We start from the raw sequence: 18271 nt of genomic DNA on the forward strand, positions 1-18271 counted from the left end.
GGCTTATCTCCCCCAAGAGTCCACATCGACGGGGAGGTTTGGCACCTCGATGTCGGCTCATCGCATCCTGGGGCTGTAGTCGGTCCCAAGGGTTGGGCTGTTCGCCCATTAAAGCGGTACGCGAGCTGGGTTCAGAACGTCGTGAGACAGTTCGGTCCCTATCCGTCGTGGGCGCAGGAAATTTGAGAGGAGCTGTCCTTAGTACGAGAGGACCGGGATGGACGCACCGCTGGTGTACCAGTTGTCTTGCCAAAGGCATCGCTGGGTAGCTATGTGTGGAAGGGATAAGTGCTGAAAGCATCTAAGCATGAAGCCCCCCTCGAGATGAGATTTCCCATCACGTATGTGAGTAAGATCCCTAGAAGATGACTAGGTAGATAGGTCAGAGATGGAAGCATGGCGACATGTGGAGTTGACTGATACTAATCGATCGAGGACTTAACCACAAAGAGTCATTTTTAAATGAACAATAATGGGTCGGTATTCGGCTTTCTTGACATCAATTCTTTATCTAGTTTTCAGGGAATAAATTTTATACGAAATTATAAAAAAGCCTTGAAAAAATATATCTACGCGATATAATAGTACTTGTCCTTAAAAAAGAGACAAGAAAACAGTCTGGTGACAATGGCGAAGAGGTCACACCCGTTCCCATGCCGAACACGGAAGTTAAGCTCTTCAGCGCCGATGGTAGTTGGGGGATCTCCCCCTGTGAGAGTAGGACGTCGCCAGGCATATCGTTCCGCAGTAGCTCAGTGGTAGAGCTATCGGCTGTTAACCGATCGGTCGCAAGTTCGAATCTTGCCTGCGGAGCCATCATATGGAGAGCTGTCCGAGTGGCCGAAGGAGCACGATTGGAAATCGTGTAGGCGGTTAATGCTGTCTCAAGGGTTCAAATCCCTTGCTCTCCGCCATAACTTTTCTTCTTATTAAGGCCCATTGGTCAAGCGGTTAAGACACCGCCCTTTCACGGCGGTAACACGGGTTCGAATCCCGTATGGGTCACCAACACTTTTTATTCGAAAGTGAAAACAATACAATTAATATATTGGAGGATTAGCTCAGCTGGGAGAGCATCTGCCTTACAAGCAGAGGGTCGGCGGTTCGATCCCGTCATCCTCCACCATGATTTTTTACGAAGCTTAAGCGGAGTGAAATAATCTTCCTTAAATTATAAGTTTAACTTAACAAGTTATATCGTCGCGGGGTGGAGCAGTTCGGTAGCTCGTCGGGCTCATAACCCGAAGGTCGCAGGTTCAAATCCTGTCCCCGCAATACCATTTTTGACTTACAATAGGAGAATCCTTAATGAGTCACGTATGGATGGTTATTTTGACTGTCGTCAAAAAACTTTGGTCCGGTAGTTCAGTTGGTTAGAATGCCTGCCTGTCACGCAGGAGGTCGCGGGTTCGAGTCCCGTCCGGACCGCCATTTTTATTTTACATAGTGGCTCAGTAGCTCAGTTGGTAGAGCAATGGACTGAAAATCCATGTGTCGGCGGTTCGATTCCGTCCTGAGCCACCATTTATCACTATTCTTGATGCCGGTGTAGCTCAACTGGTAGAGCAACTGACTTGTAATCAGTAGGTTGGGGGTTCAAGTCCTCTTGCCGGCACCACCCGAGTGATTTAATATGTGGAGGGGTAGCGAAGTGGCTAAACGCGGCGGACTGTAAATCCGCTCCTTCGGGTTCGGCAGTTCGAATCTGCCCCCCTCCACCAATATTTTTTGCGGAACCTCAGCGAAATAAAATAATCTTCCTTAAACTTTGCAGCGAAGCATTATGAATCAAAGCGAATAGCATGAGGAATCACTGAAAATCAATTATAATTCATAGGGGTATAGTTTAAAGGTAGAACGAAGGTCTCCAAAACCTTTGGTGTGGGTTCGATTCCTACTACCCCTGCCAATTAAATCATGGCGATTGTGGCGAAGTGGTTAACGCACCTGATTGTGGTTCAGGCATTCGTGGGTTCGATTCCCATCAGTCGCCCCATAAAAGTCACATTTTCATTTCCGTGACATATACTATCAGTGGGCTATAGCCAAGCGGTAAGGCATCGCACTTTGACTGCGACATGCGTTGGTTCGAATCCAGCTAGCCCAGTAGTGCGGAAGTAGTTCAGTGGTAGAACACCACCTTGCCAAGGTGGGGGTCGCGGGTTCGAATCCCGTCTTCCGCTCCAATATTAAGGCGGCATAGCCAAGTGGTAAGGCATGGGTCTGCAAAACCCTGATCACCGGTTCAAATCCGGTTGCCGCCTCCAAATGTAATGCCGGTGTGGCGGAATTGGCAGACGCGCACGACTCAAAATCGTGTTCCTCTGGAGTGCCGGTTCGATCCCGGCCACCGGTACCATTCGCGGGTGTAGTTTAGTGGTAAAACCTCAGCCTTCCAAGCTGATGATGAGGGTTCGATTCCCTTCACCCGCTCCAACTTACATACGAAAGACTTTCTCATTAGAGGGAGTCTTTTTTTATTGTTTATTAATGAAAAGTCATCTATTTAGCATCATTTTCAACGTTATTGACGCTTATCTGATCGACTGCCCTCTATTTACTTTCGAATAATACCAATATATTTTCAAAACTGGACCATTTATTTTCAATTCCACGATTTTATTTTCAAAAACTCTACTTTTATTTTCAAAAACTCTACTTTTATTTTCAAAAACGCATTTCACCCTACGTGCACCTAACCGAACCACAAAGAAGACCAACCTTTTCATTTACCCACCACCCACCACCCACCACAACCAAAACCATCTAGTCAAAATTTTGCACCTTCTTTGTCAATTGAGTTCCCCTTTTTAAGAAAGCGCTGCCATTATAATGTAAGAAAGCGATTACATAATTAGGGGTGGTGATACGGGTGGAACCAAAGATTCAGACTGGATCAGTAAGCCCAGACGTGCAAATGAAAGCAGTGACGAAGAAGAAGTTTAAGTATAAGAGCTTGCTGACGTATGCTGCCTTTGTTGGACCGGCACTTTTATTTTTCTTAGTGATTCAGATTCTTCCGTTCTTGATGGGTGTCTATTATTCGTTTACTTCATGGAATGGTGTCAGCTCGGTTGTTGAGTGGGTTGGGTTTGAGAATTATATTAAGATCTTTACGGATGATAAGACGTTCTTTAATTCTTTTATGTTTACGACGAAGTTTATGTTTGCGGCAGTGTTTATTAGTAACTTAATAGGTTTTGGATTTGCGTTACTGTTAAATGCGGCATTGAAAACCCGTAATATTTTACGGACAGTGTTTTTTATTCCGAACGTGATCGGTGGATTGCTACTCGGGTTCATCTGGCAGTTCATTTTTGTTAAAGGGTTTGCATCACTCGGGAATATGACGGATATAGGATTCTTTAAAATGCCTTGGCTTGGTGATGAGACGACGGCATTCTGGGGAATTGTCATCGTGTTTGCGTGGCAGATCAGTGGTTATATGATGGTCATCTATGTTGCGGCATTGCAAGGGGTAGATAATTCACTTTTGGAAGCAGCGAGGATAGATGGAGCATCAAACTGGACGTTGTTGACGAAGATTATCATTCCGTTGATTCTACCGGCATTCACGATTTGTTTCTTCTTGACGATTTCAATGGCCTTTAAGATATTCGATTTGAACATCTCGTTAACAGGTGGGGGACCTTTTAATTCTACACAATCTGTTGCGATCAATATTTACCAAGAGGCGTTCCAAAACAACCGTTACGGCCTGGGAACAGCGAAATCGATCCTGTTCTTTGTGGTAGTGGCAGTATTTACGACGATTCAGGTGATGGTGACGAAGAAGAAGGAGGTTCAGGCGTAATGGGCAATCGCTATACGAAAAGAACGTTTGTATTAGAGATTATCGGTATTGTCATAGGGCTCATTTTTCTTATTCCTTTCTACTTCGTACTGATCAACTCAGTGAAGCCGTTTGCAGCGATTTTGATCGATGCGGCGGCGTGGCCAAAGGAGTTTGTTTTCTCAAACTATGCGAAAGTATGGGAGGTCATCAACTTCCCCCGTGCATTCTGGAACTCCTTGGTCATCACCGTTTTCAGCAACATTGGATTAGTGATTATCAGCTCCATGGCGGCGTGGAAAATGGTACGTACGCCAGGGAAATTCAGCAAAATTTTATTTGTCATCTTTGTGTCAGCCATGGTCATTCCGTTCCAGACGGTGATGATTCCTCTTATGAAAGTTGGAGGAACTCTTGGGCTTACGAATAGTATTCCAGGTTTGATCATCATGTACTTTGGATTTGGGGTACCACTTTCTCTTTTCTTATATCATGGATTTGTAAAAACCGTTCCGATTGAGATTGAAGAATCCGCGATGATTGATGGCTGCAGTCAGTTTGGTGTGTTCTGGAGAATTGTATTCCCATTACTTAAGCCAATAACAGTGACCGTGATCATTCTGAACACCTTATGGATTTGGAATGACTATCTGCTTCCCCTTCTTGTATTACAGGATGCGGAACTGCGTACGATTCCACTCGCAGCAAGCTCGTTCTTCGCTCAGTATACGAAGCAATGGGATATGGGTCTTGCAGCATTGGTGCTAGGCATTACACCTATTATCATTTTCTTCTTATTTTTACAGAAGCATATCATCAAGGGAATTGCTTCAGGGTCAATTAAGTAGATATAAAGTTTCTGTAGAGATGGTCTATCATTGATACAGAAATTTATATAAAATAATTTATATCAGGGAGGTCAATCCATTTATGAAACGTATACTTTTACTTTGTATGTCTTTGGTTTTAGTATTTGGAATTATTGCCGGATGTTCTTCTAAAGACACTACAAGCAAATCAGGTGGAGAGTCTGGATCAGGTGATGATGTAGTAACCCTTAATTTCTTCCAGTTCAAGGTTGAAATTGCCGATCAGCTTCAAGAAATGATTAATGAGTTCGAAGCTGAGCATCCAAACATTAAGATTAAGCTTGAAACAGTTGGTGGAGGTGCCGATTACGGTGCAGCTTTGAAAGCGAAATTTGCTTCTGGTGAAGAACCGGACATTTTTAACAACGGTGGTTTTAAAGAATTAGAGCTTTGGAAAGAGAAGTTAGCGGATCTTTCTGGTGAGCCATGGGTTGAACATGTTCTTCCGATCGGGAAAGTTCCGATGACAGATGAAGACGGCAAGCTTTATGGTATGCCGGTTAACCTTGAAGGCTACGGCTTTGTATATAATAAAGATTTATTTGAAGAAGCGGGGATTACGGAGCCGCCTGCAACGATTGATGAGTTAAAAGACGCTGCGAAGAAGCTGGAAGCGAAGAAAATCACACCTTTCTCTGCTGGTTACGGCGAGTGGTGGGTAATTGGTCAACATTTACTTAACATTCCGTTTGCTCAACAGGAAGATCCGGATGCGTTCATCGCCGGACTTTATGATGGTTCTGAGAAAATTGTAGGAAACGAAAAGTTCAAGCAATTTAAAGAAGTTTTAGATGCTGAGCTTAAGTATGCAAATGATAATCCGTTAACGACGGATTACAATACACAAGTAACGCTATTTGCCTCTGGTGAAACGGCGATGCTGCAACAAGGGAACTGGACTGAGAACATGATCACAGAGATCAATCCTGAAATCAACATGGGCTTCCTTCCGATTTCTATCACCAATGATGATAGTGCTGATCGCCTTCCTGTAGGTGTACCGAATAACTGGGTATTAAACAAGAACTCCGAGCATCTTGAAGAAGCGAAAACATTCTTGGAGTGGATGGTTTCATCTGAAACTGGTAAGCGTTATATCACGGAAGAATTTGCATTCATCCCGGCATTCGATAACATCGAGCCAAATGGTCTTGGGGACTTAGGTCAGTCTATCCTTGACTACTCTAAAGAAGAGAAGACGATTCCTTGGACTTGGTTCAAATGGCCGGATGGAGCGAATAAGGAATTCGCTGCAACGATCCAGGAATATGCCGCAGGTAAAATTGATTATGATACTGTACTTGAGCGATTCCAGCAAACATGGGATAACTTGAAGTAAATCGAATAATAGAAAGCATGTCTGCTTAGGGCATGCTTTCTATTTTATAAGTTTAATAGGAATATTTCGAAAAAACACTTCCAAGAGCGGGGAAAAACACTTTATACTAGTGTATAAGTGAGACCTGGGAGGTCCGTCCCTCATGTTAAAGACCAGCATTCGAAATAAGTTGATTGTGTTGTTGATGATTACGACGATCGTGCCGTTTGGAAGTTCGATTATTATTACATATTTGTATACGAAGGATTCCATAGAGGAGCAGGTGGTAGAGGAGAGCAGCAATCTTCTTTATCAGGGAAAGGTGAATCTGGAGAGCTATATTAATGAGCTCAACGGGTTAACTCTATCACTCTATAATAATCCTGATTTTATCAACTTCATGAGATCACCCAGTCAAGAGAATAATTACTTGACGATCGGCATTGTAAAGAATGTTGTGCAAACGATTCTCTACACGGGTGATACAATTAACGGGGTACGTATTTCCTTCGCAGATGGTGACCGCGTCATCTCTGCAACAAAGCGCTCTACCGTTGTTTTTTCCAATAAAGTAAGGGATTCACAATGGGAATCCTTCAGAAATGCAGAGCGCAGCCCTTATAACATGTATATTGAACCAACCCATAGTCAGGAAGAAAAGAATATCAACCGGTCGAAGGATATTGTCACGATTCACCGGGCATTCCGAAACGTTCCCGGCGATGAGGTGCTTGCGTATATTTCATTGGAGGTTTCGCCTGACAAGATCATTGATTTGAGTAGAAACCTGTATAACGGTAAGTCAGAAGAATTCTACCTTCTTTCTTCCGAAGGGGAAATGATTTATAGCTCCGACCGGGATGTGTCGGACGATGGCAACAACCAGAAGTGGATTAAGAGGATAACGGAATCAAAAGATGTATCAGGGACACTCGAGTGGAAAGAGGACTCTTTCAACGGGGTGATGATGTTCGACCAGCTACCTGCTTCGGCTGGAGGTTGGTTGTTAGTGAAAAGGGTCCCTTACGTAAATCTTTATGAAAGCGCATTTAGTGTGACAAAGATTAATATTTTATTCGGAGTACTTGGATTATCCCTCGTGGTCCTGGCAACTCTCTTTGTATCTTTTAAAATTACATCCCCGATAAGGATTCTGCTTCAAAATATCCAGCAGGTTGAAAAAGGGAATATGAAGGTACAGTCTGAATCGTTCGGTTCCGATGAAATTGGGATCCTCGGCTTCAGGTTTCAGCAGATGATCGAGCGGATCAATCATTTGATCAACCGTGAATACAAGCTTGAGCTTGAGAACAAGACGAATCAATTAAAGGTTCTCCAGTCTCAAATCAATCCGCATTTTCTCTATAATGCCTTGCAATCCATTGGAACGATTGCTTTGAAGAACAAGGTTCCGCAAATCTACTCCCTGATCACCCACCTTTCCAAAATAATGAGGTACGGGATGAATATGGAGGAGGATGTGGTTCCATTAAGCAAGGAAATCAATTACACGAACGCCTATCTTCTTTTACAAAAAGAACGTTTCGGTGAGAATCTGGATTACAGTGTAGATGTAGAAGATAAGGTAATGGGGACCCCAGTACCGAAGATGATCCTTCAGCCCCTCATTGAAAACTACTTCAAACATGGATTCGATATTCGGGACGGGGTAGGGCGTATATGGTTATCCTGCTTTCAGGATGAGGAAGAATTGGTGATGATTGTCCGTGATAATGGTGTTGGCGTAACGGTAAGCAGGCTTAGGGAAATCGAGGACCACTTTAAAGCAGATGCATGGAATAAAACGGGGGATGAGACCAATATCGGACTGAAGAATGTGTATGTTCGCTTAAAACTCTACTATGACCACCAGGCCACTTTACAGCTTGAAAATCATGATGAGGGAGGCTTTATGGTCACCATGAGGCTGCCGATAAGAATGGAAGGTGAAGCAAATGAAAGCAATCATCATTGACGACGAAAAGCATGTGCGTGAGGGGTTACTTTTATTAGCAGAATGGGACAAGCATGGAATTCACACTATTCTGGAGGCGGAAGATGGAGATCAAGCCATCGAATTGATCACAGAGCACCGGCCGGAAATCATTTTCACTGATATGAGGATGCCGAAGCGGGATGGCATCACCCTATTAAAATGGCTTCATGGGTCTGACCTGAAAAGCAAAACCATTGTTGTAAGCGGGTATGATGATTTCGAGTATATGAGAAACGCGATCTTTTACAAAAGCTTTGATTATATTCTGAAGCCGATTGAACCGGATGTGTTAAATGAAACACTGGATAAAGCGGTAAAAGAGTGGAATGAACAGGCTCAATCAAGAAAATCCCAAGTCGAGGAAAATCGAGTGATGAATGAGGTAAAGCCTCTCTATTGGGATCGGTTATTCTCAAGTCTCTGTGCGAAGGAGAGCATTACCACAGAGATGGTAGAAAAGGTTGAACAGGAGTTTGGGATTGCCATTACAAAGCGAGAAAAGACCGTTGCCCTCATCCCCATCAAACCGATCGTGGAGAAACTCTTTCAAGGAGACCGGGACCTGGCCTTTTTCACCCTTAGCAATATTTGCAATGAATTGCTGCGAAAGCAAAATGATGGAGTTTGCTTCCGGAATGGGAACAAAGAAGAAGAGCTTGTGATTCTCTTCTGGAATGATAAGAATGTAACGTATCTGTTAGAGGAAATCTACTCATTGATCTATCAATATAGCAAACTCTTTACGATCATTGCCCTTGGGCAGCAGTCTAAGAAAATAAACGAAGCGTATGAATCTGCTTTGCATGTGTATCTTAAGCATTCCCTGCTTGATCAAAAGAAAATCGTCACCCATAAAAATATGAAACCGAGCCCCCTGCTGCACCTATTGGATCACTCCAATGAATTAAAATGGGCAATCCGTTCAGGAAGCGGCGATCAGGTTCAGTCCCAGTTAGAGAGGATATTTTCACAGATGGAAACGGAGCATGCACTGTCACTTGAGCAGCTCCAGATGTGGGAAAATCAATTCGAGTTATTACGGAATAATTGGTTGAAAGAGTATGAGATTCAGTATCAAGCACCATTCTATAGGGGCCAGGATTATTGGAATGAAGACGGCTCGTTTTCATTCCGGAAATTTAAAGAGGAAAAGGCGAAAGAGTTCAGTGAATTAATTCGAACCCTTTCAAAAGCAAAGTATCAACGGGAAAAGAACAATATGCAGCAGATTGAAGAATATCTTCAACAGCACTATCAAGAAGACATCAATCTACAGGACATTGCCGATCGTTTTTACTTAAGCAGGGAATATATTTCACGTAAGTTCAAACAGGATCATGGATCTACCATCACGGATTACGTTACGAATATCCGGATGGAAAAAGCAAAGAAACTGCTTGAAAATCCTTATTTGAAAATCTATGAAGTTGCCTATGGTGTAGGGTTTGGGAATGAGAAATATTTCAGTAAAGTATTTAAAAAGCACGTCGGTATGACACCAAATGAATACCGGCATTTACAATCAAACACTTAACTTGGAGGTTTTACAATGTTGAACGTTACAGTATGGAATGAAAATCGTCATGAGCAGAAGAATCCAAAAGTGAGAGAGGTGTACCCTGAAGGAATTCATGGTGCCATTGCCTCCTTCCTGGGAGAAGCATCATTCAATGTGAAAACGGCTACATTAGACGAGGGTGACCACGGACTAACAAAGGAAGTTTTAGATGGTACAGACGTATTGGTTTGGTGGGGACATATCGCCCATGATGAAGTGAAAGATGAAGTAGTTGAAAGAGTGAAACAGCGTGTCCTTGATGGAATGGGATTAATCGTCCTTCATTCAGGTCATTTCTCTAAAATCTTCAAAACATTGATGGGTACTTCCTGTGACCTGAAATGGCGGGAAGCTGATGAGAAAGAACGCATCTGGATAGTCGATCCAAGTCATCCGATTACAGCGGGCTTAAGTGAATACATCGAGCTTGAGAAGGAAGAAATGTATGGAGAGCATTTTGACATTCCGACTCCTGATCAGCTTGTGATGGTGAGCTGGTTCGAAGGTGGGGAAGTGTTTAGAAGCGGGTGTACGTATCAGCGTGGTAACGGAAAAGTATTCTACTTCCGTCCAGGACATGAAACGTATCCAACCTATTACCATGAAGACGTTCAGAAGGTCATCGTCAATGCAGTGAAATGGGCATCCCCTGTAGATCATGCGAGACCGGTATACGGAAATACACAGCCGTTAGAAGAAATCAAAGGATCTAACTAAAGAACAAGAGGAGGAAAAATCATGAGAAAATTAAAAATTGGAGTTATCGGGTGTGGTAGCATCGCACAGCATCGTCATCTGCCCGAATATGCAAACAATGAAAACGTTGAAGTGGTAGCGGTGTGTGACATCGTGGAAGAACGGGCATGGAAGATGGCCGATGCAGTAGGAGCGAAAGCGTATACCAATTATAAAGAACTACTGGCTAACGCTGAAGTGGAAGCTGTGAGTGTTTGTACCCCGAACTACCTCCATGCACCGATTTCCATCGATGCCCTAAACGCTGGAAAGCATGTATTATGTGAAAAGCCGATGGCCACTTCAAGTGAAGAAGCTCAAAGCATGATAGATGCCGCTGCTAAAAACGGTAAAAAATTGATGATCGCTCATAACCAGCGTTTTGTCCCTTCTCATCAAAAGGCCAAGCAGCTGATTGAAAGTGGTGAAGTAGGTAAAATCTACAGCTTCCGTTCTGCATTTGGTCACGGTGGTCCTGAAGGCTGGAGTGCTGACGGGAAAGACAGCTGGTTCTTCAAAAAGGACGAAGCGTTCATCGGTGCCATGGGTGACCTTGGTGTTCATAAAACCGATCTTCTTCGTTACATCTTAGGGGAAGAATTTGCCGAAGTCGGTGCCTTTGTTGAAACAAGTGCAAAGGAAAATGCAGATGTGGATGATACGGCTGTCTGTGTATTAAAGACTGAAAGCGGTACAATCGGTACCCTTGCAGCAAGCTGGTCTTATGTTTCTAAAGAAGACAACTCTACGATCATTTATGGAGAAAAAGCGATACTCCGCTTAGAGGATGATCCGGTCAACTCTCTTGTCGTTCAATACTCAAGCGGAGAAGTAGTTAAGTATGAGCTTGGCGGCATTCAAACAAATGCCGAGGGCGGCCAGACGAATTCCCGTGTGATCGATCAATTTGTTCACAGTATCCTTCATAATGTAGAGCCTCCTGTTACGGGTGAAGAAGGAAAGAAATCTCTTGAGGTTGTTTTGTCTGCTCTGGAATCAAGTGAAACAAAACGAATCGTAAAGCTATAGAGGTGAATGCATCGATGAAAAAACTTCGGATGGGAGTGATCGGCGTTGGGGGCATTGCCCAAACGCGTCACATTCCTACTTTTATTAAACTATCAGATTCTGTAACCATTGAAGCGATCAGTGATATCAATCCGGTCACTGCTCAAACCGTGGCAGAAACCTTTAACATTCCGAACGTGTTCAGTGATTATCGGGACATGTTCGGGCATGTGGATGCAGTGACGATCTGTACTCCAAATAAATTTCATGCGGAAATTACGATTGCAGCGCTCAAAGCAGGTCTCCATGTTTTTTGTGAGAAACCAATGGCCATGACTCCTGAAGAATGTGAATTGATGATCGAAGCTGAGGAACAGTCAGGGAAGGTTCTGGCTATCGCTTATCATTATCGTTTTATGAAGGACTCACGTGCTGCGAAGCGAGTGATTATGGAAGATGAAATTGGCGAACCAATGGTCGCAAGGGCAAGAGCGATCCGTCGCCGCAAAGTCCCTGGCTGGGGAGTGTTTACCAACAAGGAGCTGCAAGGCGGTGGCAGCCTGATCGACTACGGATGTCACTTTCTGGATCTATCCCTATGGCTCCTTGGGAACCCGGCACCTGTTGAGGTAACAGGGACGACCTATAACAAGCTTAGCAGAATGCCAGATCAAGTGAATCAGTGGGGAGACTTTGATAAAGAGAAATTTGAAGTTGATGACCATGTTACGGCTTATATCAAGTTCGATAACGGTGCATCCATGCTCTTCGAAACGTCTTGGTCTGCAAATGTCAAGAGCGATGAAGAAAGTATGAGCATTTCAGGTGAAACGGGAGGAATCGATCTATTCCCGTTCCAGATGAACCAAATGAAACATGGCATGCTTCTGAATAGTGAAGCGGATTGGGTTCACGGTGAAGATGATCCGAGTCTTCCACAAGCCCGGAACTTTATCAATAGCTGTCTCGGTTTAGAAGAGCTGGTTGTAAAGCCCCAGGAAGCTATGCAAGTGTCCCAAATAATTGATGCCATCTACAAAAGCAGTGAAACCGGACAAAGCATCCGATTGAAATAGGAGGAAGCACAAATGAAACTAGGCGTATTTACTGTATTATTTTCACAAAAAAATCTTGATGAAATGCTTGATTATGTAAAAGAAGCCGGGCTTCACGCAGTCGAAATCGGCACGGGAGGATATCCTGGAAATGCTCACTGTGACCTGGACGTTCTTCTAGAAAGCGAAGAAAAGAGAAACGAATACTTAGAGAAAGTAACATCAAGAGGCTTGGAAATCAGTGCCTTCAGCTGTCACGGAAATCCGATCTCGCCAGATGCAGCATTTGCGGAAGAATCCCATGTGGCACTTCAGAAAACAATCAAGCTCGCAAGCTTGATGAATGTACCGGTTGTTAACTGTTTTTCCGGAACAGCAGGAGACCATGAAGGAGCAAAGCATCCTAACTGGCCTGTTTCCCCTTGGCCGAATGAATATGGGGATATTCTCAAATGGCAATGGGAAGAAAAGTTGATTCCATATTGGAAAGAGATAGGGAAGCTTGCAGAGGATCATAACGTGAAAATCGGTTTAGAGCTGCACGGGGGGTTCCTTGTTCATACTCCATATACGTTATTGAAGCTTCGTGAAGAAACATGTGACGCTATCGGTGCAAACCTTGATCCCAGTCACCTGTGGTGGCAAGGAATCGATCCGGTTGCCGCGATTAAAATCCTTGGTAAAGAAAATGCGATTCACCATTTCCATGCGAAAGATACGTATATCGACCAAGACAACGTCAACATGTACGGCCTGACGGATATGCAGCCATACGGAAACATCCAAACAAGAGCGTGGTCCTTCCGTTCAGTAGGGTGTGGACATTCCTTGCAGGAGTGGTCAGATATGATGAGTGCACTGCGCACATTCGGATATGATTATGTGGTCAGCATCGAGCACGAGGATCCGATCATGTCGATTGAAGAAGGCTTCGGACGTGCCGTGAAGAATTTGAAGTCGATCTTGATTGAAGAGCAGCCATCGGATATGTGGTGGGTGTAGAATTTTTGAGGGAGGGTCCTATGGGGCTCTCTTTTTTTTGGAGTAGTAGCGTGATTGTGTTAGTCTCAAATAAGTAGTGTTCAATTTACAGTTAATGTCAATCGTCTGAATTATTTGCAAAACGGCTGGATTTTCACAAGAAATGGCCGGATTATCGTGAATTTCGGCGGGATTGACTCCGGCCACAGTGGAAAGCGGGGTGGATATTCCCATTCATCTAAGGATTAAGCCGATCTTATGCTTTAGATTTCAATAAGATGGTATGAGATTTTTTTAGATTAGCTATGGGTTCTCGTACAAAATTCTCTATAAAAAAACAAGATCCCAACCAGGGATCCTGCAGAAACAACTATCCTCCCACCACTTCAAACGATCCTTCTCCACCATGGATCCCGATAAACATATCCATTAACGATTTGGTCAGTTTCTCGCTTTCTTCTATAGAAAGGGAAGGCTTAAGAAAGATGATTTGAACGGCATTTTTGGTTTCTTCGCCGACGGGTGCACGGTCTGAGTCAACGAATGGGCTTCCGAAAGGTCCGTCCCCGTCACAGGCGACGATCAGGTTTTCCAGAGAGTTTTCCCGGCCGTTGAGCCCTATGTATGATTGTCCGGTTTCACCAATTTTCAATTGAATGGTGTCCCCCTTAAGTTGAGCCCTGTCGTAAATGCCGATGGGCACTTCGTATTGAAGGGAGAAGAAGTTATTAAGATCTATACTTGAGTTAATGGAGCTCAGATAATTCTGTTTTTTTACCCGACGAAAGAGTGCTTCGGCTGAATGACGATAACGATTCGGGTCCTTTCCTGTATTTTTGAAGATGTCCCGCCACACGGCAATTCCTTCTATTTCCGTCACATTTTTATCGTGAAGATCAAAGAAGATGGATTCCTGGAACAGCTGAAGTCTGCCTTTCAGCATTTGAGGAGAAGCGCCGACTTCGATATGATGGTATTGAATGAATCCCACTTTAAAACCAGGGATTTTGGACGTTATAGGTGAATCGATCGTGATTTCCACTTATTTTCCCTCCACATTTGTTTTAAAATAGTTTATCATAATACTCGTTGCCATTTCACGTAAGCTGATAAGTTGTATATATGTTTTATAGAGAGAAAGGAGGAAAGGGCAATGGATATGGATCAATTGAAACAGGATATCATCGATTATAGTAAGGAAATCGGGATTGATAAAATAGGATTTACGACTGCTGGTGCGTTTTCGGAAATGAAGAACCGTCTTTTACGTCAGGAAATGCTTGGGTATCAATCCGGTTTTGAAGAGAAAGACATTGAGAAACGGGTCGATCCTTCTTTAATCTTTGATGGCCCCAAATCGATCATTGCCATTGCCCTTGCCTACCCTTCAAAGATGAAGAATGCTCCACAAAGCAAACGGGGAGAGAGACGGGGGATCTTTTGCCGGGCATCATGGGGGACGGATTATCACCATGTGCTGCGTGATCGACTTTCAAAGCTGGAAGAATATATCGTATCAAGAGTCCCCCAGGCACGTTTCAAATCCATGGTGGATACAGGTGAACTTGTGGATCGTGCAGTGGCAGAGCGGGCGGGCATTGGCTGGAGCGGAAAGAACTGCTCCATTATCACGCCTGAGTTCGGATCCTATGTATATCTGGGGGAAACGGTGACAAACCTACCGTTTGCCCCTGATTCACCGATGGAGGACCAATGTGGTACATGTAATAAATGCGTGGATGTCTGTCCAACGGGAGCTCTTATAGAAGGTGGGCAGCTGGATGCTCAGAAATGCATTGCCTTTTTGACGCAGACAAAGGGCTTTCTTGCGGATGAGTACCGGGTAAAGCTTGGGAACCGTCTTTATGGATGTGACACCTGCCAAACTGTATGTCCTGAAAATAAAGGGATGGACTTTCATTTTCACGAAGAGATGGAGCCGGATCCAGAAATTGCAAAGCCGCTATTAAAGCCGCTTCTAACGATCAGTAACCGTGAGTTTAAAGAAAAGTACGGTCATGCATCCGGCTCGTGGAGAGGTAAGAAACCGATTCAGCGAAACGCAATCATCGCCCTGGCCCATTATAAGGATACAACAGCCATTGACGACCTGATTGATGTGATGAAAAAAGATGTGCGCCCCGTCATTCGCGGGACCTCTGCCTGGGCCCTTGGCAAAATAGGCGGAGTAGAAGCAGAAGTTGCTCTATTAGGGCAGCAATCGGTTGAAACGGATGAGGAAGTGCTAAACGAAATTCAAAAGGGCCTTAACCTTATAACCAAATAGTCCAAAAGGATAAACTCACAAATCCACCTGAGTTTATCCTTTTTTGTTTTGAACGGCCCCTTCCCTGCATAACAATTAGGGAGGAGGGAAGACAATGATCAGAAAGCTGTTAATGGAAAAGGTCCAACATGTGATAGATGAATATACATCTCGTAGTCAGTCAGACTATCACAGTGACAAAGTGAAAAGAAAGAAGGAATCTTGTCTTCAGCGGAATGCGGAAATTGTAAAGGTGGATGCAGCGGGGAAAGTCCAAAGCATGACACCTCAGCGAAATGAAACACAAAACATTTTATATGATGTTCACTATAAATATCTTATTAAGCAAGGCGATCTTCTTTATTTAGAAGAAGAAGTTGAGAATCGGCATGCAGCCTTATATAAGGATAAAATCTATGAAGACAGCGAGGTTCCGATTCAATATGAAGAGAATGTCGGTCATGAAGAGAATTCCACCTTTAATGAGAAAGCAGTTAGAGCGGTGTATCAATATGATCGTCTGAGTGCGGTGCAGTATGCTGAACGGTGGTGGAACAGCTATAACCCAGCGTTCAAGAAATTTGAGAATGATTGCACAAATTATATTTCACAGTGCCTACATGCCGGGGATGCTCCCATGCGGGGATATCCGGCGAAGGGGAAGGGCTGGTGGATGAGAAATCAGAGCTGGAGCTATAGCTGGACGGTGGCGAATTCCATGAGATGGTACATCCAGAACTCGACGGTCGGGTTAAGGGGAAGACAGGTGAATGACGCTAAAGAGTTAAAGCTTGGAGATGTCATCTGCTATGACTTCGAAGGGGATGGGCGTTTTGACCATACAACGATCGTAACGGGGAAAGATGCTGCAGGAGAGCCTCTCGTGAATGCCCATACGTTCAACAGCAGAATGCGATATTGGAAATATGAGGACTCGACTGCTTATACACCCAATATCAAATATAGATTTTTTACAATAGTAGATGACGGCTAAGTCTTGTTCTATGGGGAGGAAATGGTATAATGTCACTTAGAGTTTTATGAATGAGGTGACAGTAACATGGGAGTACATGTTGTATTATATCAACCAGAAATCCCTGCTAATACAGGGAATATTGCGAGAACGTGTGCAGCAACGGATACAACTCTGCACTTGATTCGTCCACTCGGGTTCTCAACAGATGATAAAATGTTAAAGCGGGCAGGCCTTGATTATTGGCAGTTTGTAAACATTGTATACTATGATTCAATTGAAGAGTTCTTCGAGAAAAATGACGGCGGAGAATTTTTCTATTTAACAAAATACGGAAAGATCCCTCACACTGACTTTGATTACAGTGTGGAAGAGAAGGATTACTTCTTTATTTTTGGCAGGGAAACATCCGGACTGCCGGATGACATCATCCAAAATAACTTAGATCGTGCCCTGCGCATACCAATGAACGAAAACGTCCGTTCATTGAACCTTTCCAATACAGCGGCGATTCTGATTTATGAAGCATTAAGACAAAGAAATTATCCGGGTTTGTTATAAAAAACGAGGAATGAGAATCATATGATTTTCATTCCTTTTTTTATTTGGCTTATACTAGAGGAAAGAATGTGAAGGAGAGATTACATAATGAACGAAACCATTGAAACGATTCTTAAGCATCGATCCATTCGTCATTTCAAGAATGAGCCATTAACGGAGGAGCAGATCCGGACAATTGTCTCGAGTGCCCAGGCTGCGAGTACGTCCAGTTATATTCAAGCGTATACAATCATTGGGGTGAAGGATCCTGCTAAAAAGAAGAAGTTGGCGGAACTTGCCGGTCCACAATCATATGTAGAAGAAAACGGTCATTTCTTTGTATTCTGTGCCGATTTGTACCGCCACGAGAAAATAGGTGAATGGGAAAATGCAGATGTCATTCCAACACTTGAAAGCACGGAGAAATTCATGGTGGCTTTAATTGATGCTTCACTAGCGGCCCAAAATGCGTCCATTGCCGCGGAATCGATGGGAATGGGCATTTGCTATATTGGAGGAATCCGAAATGATCTGGAATCAGTGAGTGATCTGCTGGAGCTTCCTGATCGGGTCATTCCTTTATTCGGTCTGGCAGTCGGCTTCCCTGAAGGAAATTCTGATGTAAAGCCACGATTACCTATGGAAGCCATTTACCATGAGGATTCTTATCAAAGTGATGAAGGATCAATGAAAAGGGAACTAGATCGTTATGACGAAACCATTTCTTCCTATTATCATGCACGAACGGCCGGCAAACGATCGGATCGATGGACGGAGCAAATGGCCAACATGCTCTCAGGTAAAAAGCGCATGTATATGAAGGAATTTATAGAGAAGAAAGGATTCAATAAAAGGTAGATCCCTGCGTCCGGATAAATAGAAAAAGCCCGAAAGGAACAATGGAGTGACACAGTCAAATAAGACTAAATAAAACACCTAAGCTGCCTTGACTCTAAATTCTACCGGAGTCTGGCAGTTTAATTTTGTAAAAGGACGACAATAATTATAATAATACATGTACGATTCTATTTTCTTTCGTACTGTATGGTTGGTTAGTTTCCCTCGATCCAGAGGGCTGAATTCTTCTGACTTTAAAGAGGAGTGGAAGGATTCGATGACGGCATTATCAAAGCAGTTTCCTCGTCGGGACATGCTTGTGATAATGCCTCTTTTTTTTGC

Annotated in this window: 15 protein-coding genes, 16 tRNA genes and 2 rRNA genes; 31 read left to right on the forward strand and 2 right to left on the reverse strand. The window is 43.6% G+C overall.

Going from position 1 to position 18271, the window contains the following annotated elements:
• The 27 genes from F0342_RS24125 to F0342_RS24255 all read left to right on the forward strand — a co-directional run.
• Positions 1–446: ribosomal RNA gene (locus F0342_RS24125) — 23S ribosomal RNA — on the forward strand; the annotation flags it as partial.
• A gap of 171 nt (positions 447–617) precedes the next feature.
• A 5S ribosomal RNA gene (rrf, locus tag F0342_RS24130) occupies positions 618–734 on the forward strand.
• Positions 735–741: 7 nt separating this feature from the next.
• Positions 742–816 (forward strand) — tRNA-Asn (locus F0342_RS24135).
• Between the two features lie 6 nt (positions 817–822).
• Positions 823–914, forward strand: a tRNA-Ser gene (locus tag F0342_RS24140).
• Between the two features lie 19 nt (positions 915–933).
• Positions 934–1008 (forward strand) — tRNA-Glu (locus tag F0342_RS24145).
• A gap of 42 nt (positions 1009–1050) precedes the next feature.
• Positions 1051–1126 (forward strand) — tRNA-Val (locus tag F0342_RS24150).
• A 75-nt stretch (positions 1127–1201) separates the two neighbouring features.
• Positions 1202–1275 (forward strand) — tRNA-Met (locus tag F0342_RS24155).
• Positions 1276–1354: 79 nt separating this feature from the next.
• Positions 1355–1431: transfer RNA gene (locus tag F0342_RS24160), tRNA-Asp, on the forward strand.
• A 17-nt stretch (positions 1432–1448) separates the two neighbouring features.
• Positions 1449–1524 (forward strand) — tRNA-Phe (locus tag F0342_RS24165).
• An 18-nt stretch (positions 1525–1542) separates the two neighbouring features.
• Positions 1543–1618, forward strand: a tRNA-Thr gene (locus F0342_RS24170).
• 19 nt (positions 1619–1637) lie between these two features.
• Positions 1638–1721: transfer RNA gene (locus tag F0342_RS24175), tRNA-Tyr, on the forward strand.
• Between the two features lie 114 nt (positions 1722–1835).
• Positions 1836–1909, forward strand: a tRNA-Trp gene (locus tag F0342_RS24180).
• An 11-nt stretch (positions 1910–1920) separates the two neighbouring features.
• A tRNA-His gene (locus tag F0342_RS24185) sits at positions 1921–1996 on the forward strand.
• A gap of 39 nt (positions 1997–2035) precedes the next feature.
• Positions 2036–2107 (forward strand) — tRNA-Gln (locus F0342_RS24190).
• Positions 2108–2111: 4 nt separating this feature from the next.
• Positions 2112–2186 (forward strand) — tRNA-Gly (locus F0342_RS24195).
• A gap of 7 nt (positions 2187–2193) precedes the next feature.
• Positions 2194–2267: transfer RNA gene (locus F0342_RS24200), tRNA-Cys, on the forward strand.
• Positions 2268–2275: 8 nt separating this feature from the next.
• Positions 2276–2359 (forward strand) — tRNA-Leu (locus F0342_RS24205).
• A 3-nt stretch (positions 2360–2362) separates the two neighbouring features.
• Positions 2363–2436 (forward strand) — tRNA-Gly (locus F0342_RS24210).
• Between the two features lie 436 nt (positions 2437–2872).
• Positions 2873–3814, forward strand: a complete 942-nt coding sequence (locus tag F0342_RS24215; RefSeq protein WP_149158256.1) for a carbohydrate ABC transporter permease — start codon at positions 2873–2875, stop codon at positions 3812–3814.
• Positions 3814–4641 (forward strand): carbohydrate ABC transporter permease, encoded by an 828-nt coding sequence (locus F0342_RS24220; protein WP_149158257.1) that lies wholly within the window; start codon positions 3814–3816, stop codon positions 4639–4641. Before F0342_RS24215 ends, F0342_RS24220 begins: the two co-directional genes overlap by 1 nt.
• A gap of 82 nt (positions 4642–4723) precedes the next feature.
• The gene (locus F0342_RS24225; RefSeq protein ID WP_149158258.1) at positions 4724–6001 is read left to right on the forward strand and encodes an ABC transporter substrate-binding protein; all 1278 of its coding nucleotides are present in this window, start codon (positions 4724–4726) and stop codon (positions 5999–6001) included.
• 142 nt (positions 6002–6143) lie between these two features.
• A complete protein-coding gene (locus F0342_RS24230) occupies positions 6144–7955 on the forward strand; it encodes a sensor histidine kinase (RefSeq protein WP_149158259.1) in 1812 nt (603 codons plus the stop codon).
• Complete coding sequence (locus tag F0342_RS24235) at positions 7936–9510, forward strand: response regulator transcription factor (RefSeq protein WP_149158260.1); 1575 nt, start codon at positions 7936–7938, stop codon at positions 9508–9510. The genes F0342_RS24230 and F0342_RS24235 overlap by 20 nt, the downstream gene beginning before the upstream one ends.
• 15 nt (positions 9511–9525) lie before the next feature.
• Positions 9526–10251, forward strand: a complete 726-nt coding sequence (locus F0342_RS24240) for a ThuA domain-containing protein (protein WP_149158261.1) — start codon at positions 9526–9528, stop codon at positions 10249–10251.
• 21 nt (positions 10252–10272) lie between these two features.
• Positions 10273–11298 carry a Gfo/Idh/MocA family protein gene (locus F0342_RS24245; protein ID WP_149158262.1) on the forward strand — a complete coding sequence of 342 codons (1026 nt, stop codon included), beginning with the start codon at positions 10273–10275 and terminating at the stop codon, positions 11296–11298.
• Positions 11299–11312: 14 nt separating this feature from the next.
• Positions 11313–12353, forward strand: coding sequence for a Gfo/Idh/MocA family protein (locus F0342_RS24250; protein ID WP_149158263.1), 1041 nt, complete (start codon positions 11313–11315; stop codon positions 12351–12353).
• A 12-nt stretch (positions 12354–12365) separates the two neighbouring features.
• Entirely contained in the window at positions 12366–13334 is a 969-nt protein-coding gene (locus F0342_RS24255; RefSeq protein WP_149158264.1) for a sugar phosphate isomerase/epimerase family protein, read from the forward strand.
• Positions 13335–13683: 349 nt separating this feature from the next.
• Here F0342_RS24255 and F0342_RS24260 read toward each other — a convergent pair whose 3' ends face one another.
• Positions 13684–14355, reverse strand: a complete 672-nt coding sequence (locus tag F0342_RS24260; RefSeq protein ID WP_149158265.1) for a B3/B4 domain-containing protein — start codon at positions 14353–14355, stop codon at positions 13684–13686.
• A gap of 111 nt (positions 14356–14466) precedes the next feature.
• Here F0342_RS24260 and queG point away from each other — a divergent pair, with 111 nt between their 5' ends.
• From queG to nfsA, 4 genes are all read left to right on the forward strand, one after another.
• Complete coding sequence (gene queG, locus F0342_RS24265) at positions 14467–15600, forward strand: tRNA epoxyqueuosine(34) reductase QueG (protein ID WP_149158266.1); 1134 nt, start codon at positions 14467–14469, stop codon at positions 15598–15600.
• A gap of 94 nt (positions 15601–15694) precedes the next feature.
• On the forward strand, positions 15695–16573 hold the full coding sequence (locus tag F0342_RS24270; protein ID WP_149158267.1) for an amidase domain-containing protein: 879 nt from the start codon (positions 15695–15697) through the stop codon (positions 16571–16573).
• Positions 16574–16639: 66 nt separating this feature from the next.
• The gene (gene trmL, locus F0342_RS24275; RefSeq protein WP_113971500.1) at positions 16640–17113 is read left to right on the forward strand and encodes a tRNA (uridine(34)/cytosine(34)/5-carboxymethylaminomethyluridine(34)-2'-O)-methyltransferase TrmL; all 474 of its coding nucleotides are present in this window, start codon (positions 16640–16642) and stop codon (positions 17111–17113) included.
• Between the two features lie 87 nt (positions 17114–17200).
• A complete protein-coding gene (nfsA, locus tag F0342_RS24280) occupies positions 17201–17950 on the forward strand; it encodes an oxygen-insensitive NADPH nitroreductase (RefSeq protein WP_149158268.1) in 750 nt (249 codons plus the stop codon).
• A 78-nt stretch (positions 17951–18028) separates the two neighbouring features.
• Here nfsA and F0342_RS24285 read toward each other — a convergent pair.
• The coding region (locus tag F0342_RS24285; protein ID WP_149157256.1) for an integrase core domain-containing protein at positions 18029–18271 on the reverse strand (243 nt) is incomplete at its 5' end.

It is taken from the genome of Bacillus sp. CH30_1T (assembly GCF_008364765.1).
Lineage (GTDB): Bacteria > Bacillota > Bacilli > Bacillales > Bacillaceae_B > Rossellomorea.

Excerpts from the sequence above, each read along its gene's own strand:
- F0342_RS24220 (WP_149158257.1), top strand. The coding sequence starts at position 3,814 with ATGGGCAATCGCTATACGAAAAGAACGTTTGTATTAGAGATTATCGGT.
- queG (WP_149158266.1), top strand. The coding sequence starts at position 14,467 with ATGGATATGGATCAATTGAAACAGGATATCATCGATTATAGTAAGGAA.
- F0342_RS24230 (WP_149158259.1), top strand. The coding sequence starts at position 6,144 with ATGTTAAAGACCAGCATTCGAAATAAGTTGATTGTGTTGTTGATGATT.
- nfsA (WP_149158268.1), top strand. The coding sequence starts at position 17,201 with ATGAACGAAACCATTGAAACGATTCTTAAGCATCGATCCATTCGTCAT.
- F0342_RS24235 (WP_149158260.1), top strand. The coding sequence starts at position 7,936 with ATGAAAGCAATCATCATTGACGACGAAAAGCATGTGCGTGAGGGGTTA.
- F0342_RS24250 (WP_149158263.1), top strand. The coding sequence starts at position 11,313 with ATGAAAAAACTTCGGATGGGAGTGATCGGCGTTGGGGGCATTGCCCAA.
- F0342_RS24245 (WP_149158262.1), top strand. The coding sequence starts at position 10,273 with ATGAGAAAATTAAAAATTGGAGTTATCGGGTGTGGTAGCATCGCACAG.
- F0342_RS24255 (WP_149158264.1), top strand. The coding sequence starts at position 12,366 with ATGAAACTAGGCGTATTTACTGTATTATTTTCACAAAAAAATCTTGAT.
- trmL (WP_113971500.1), top strand. The coding sequence starts at position 16,640 with ATGGGAGTACATGTTGTATTATATCAACCAGAAATCCCTGCTAATACA.
- F0342_RS24225 (WP_149158258.1), top strand. The coding sequence starts at position 4,724 with ATGAAACGTATACTTTTACTTTGTATGTCTTTGGTTTTAGTATTTGGA.
- F0342_RS24270 (WP_149158267.1), top strand. The coding sequence starts at position 15,695 with ATGATCAGAAAGCTGTTAATGGAAAAGGTCCAACATGTGATAGATGAA.
- F0342_RS24240 (WP_149158261.1), top strand. The coding sequence starts at position 9,526 with ATGTTGAACGTTACAGTATGGAATGAAAATCGTCATGAGCAGAAGAAT.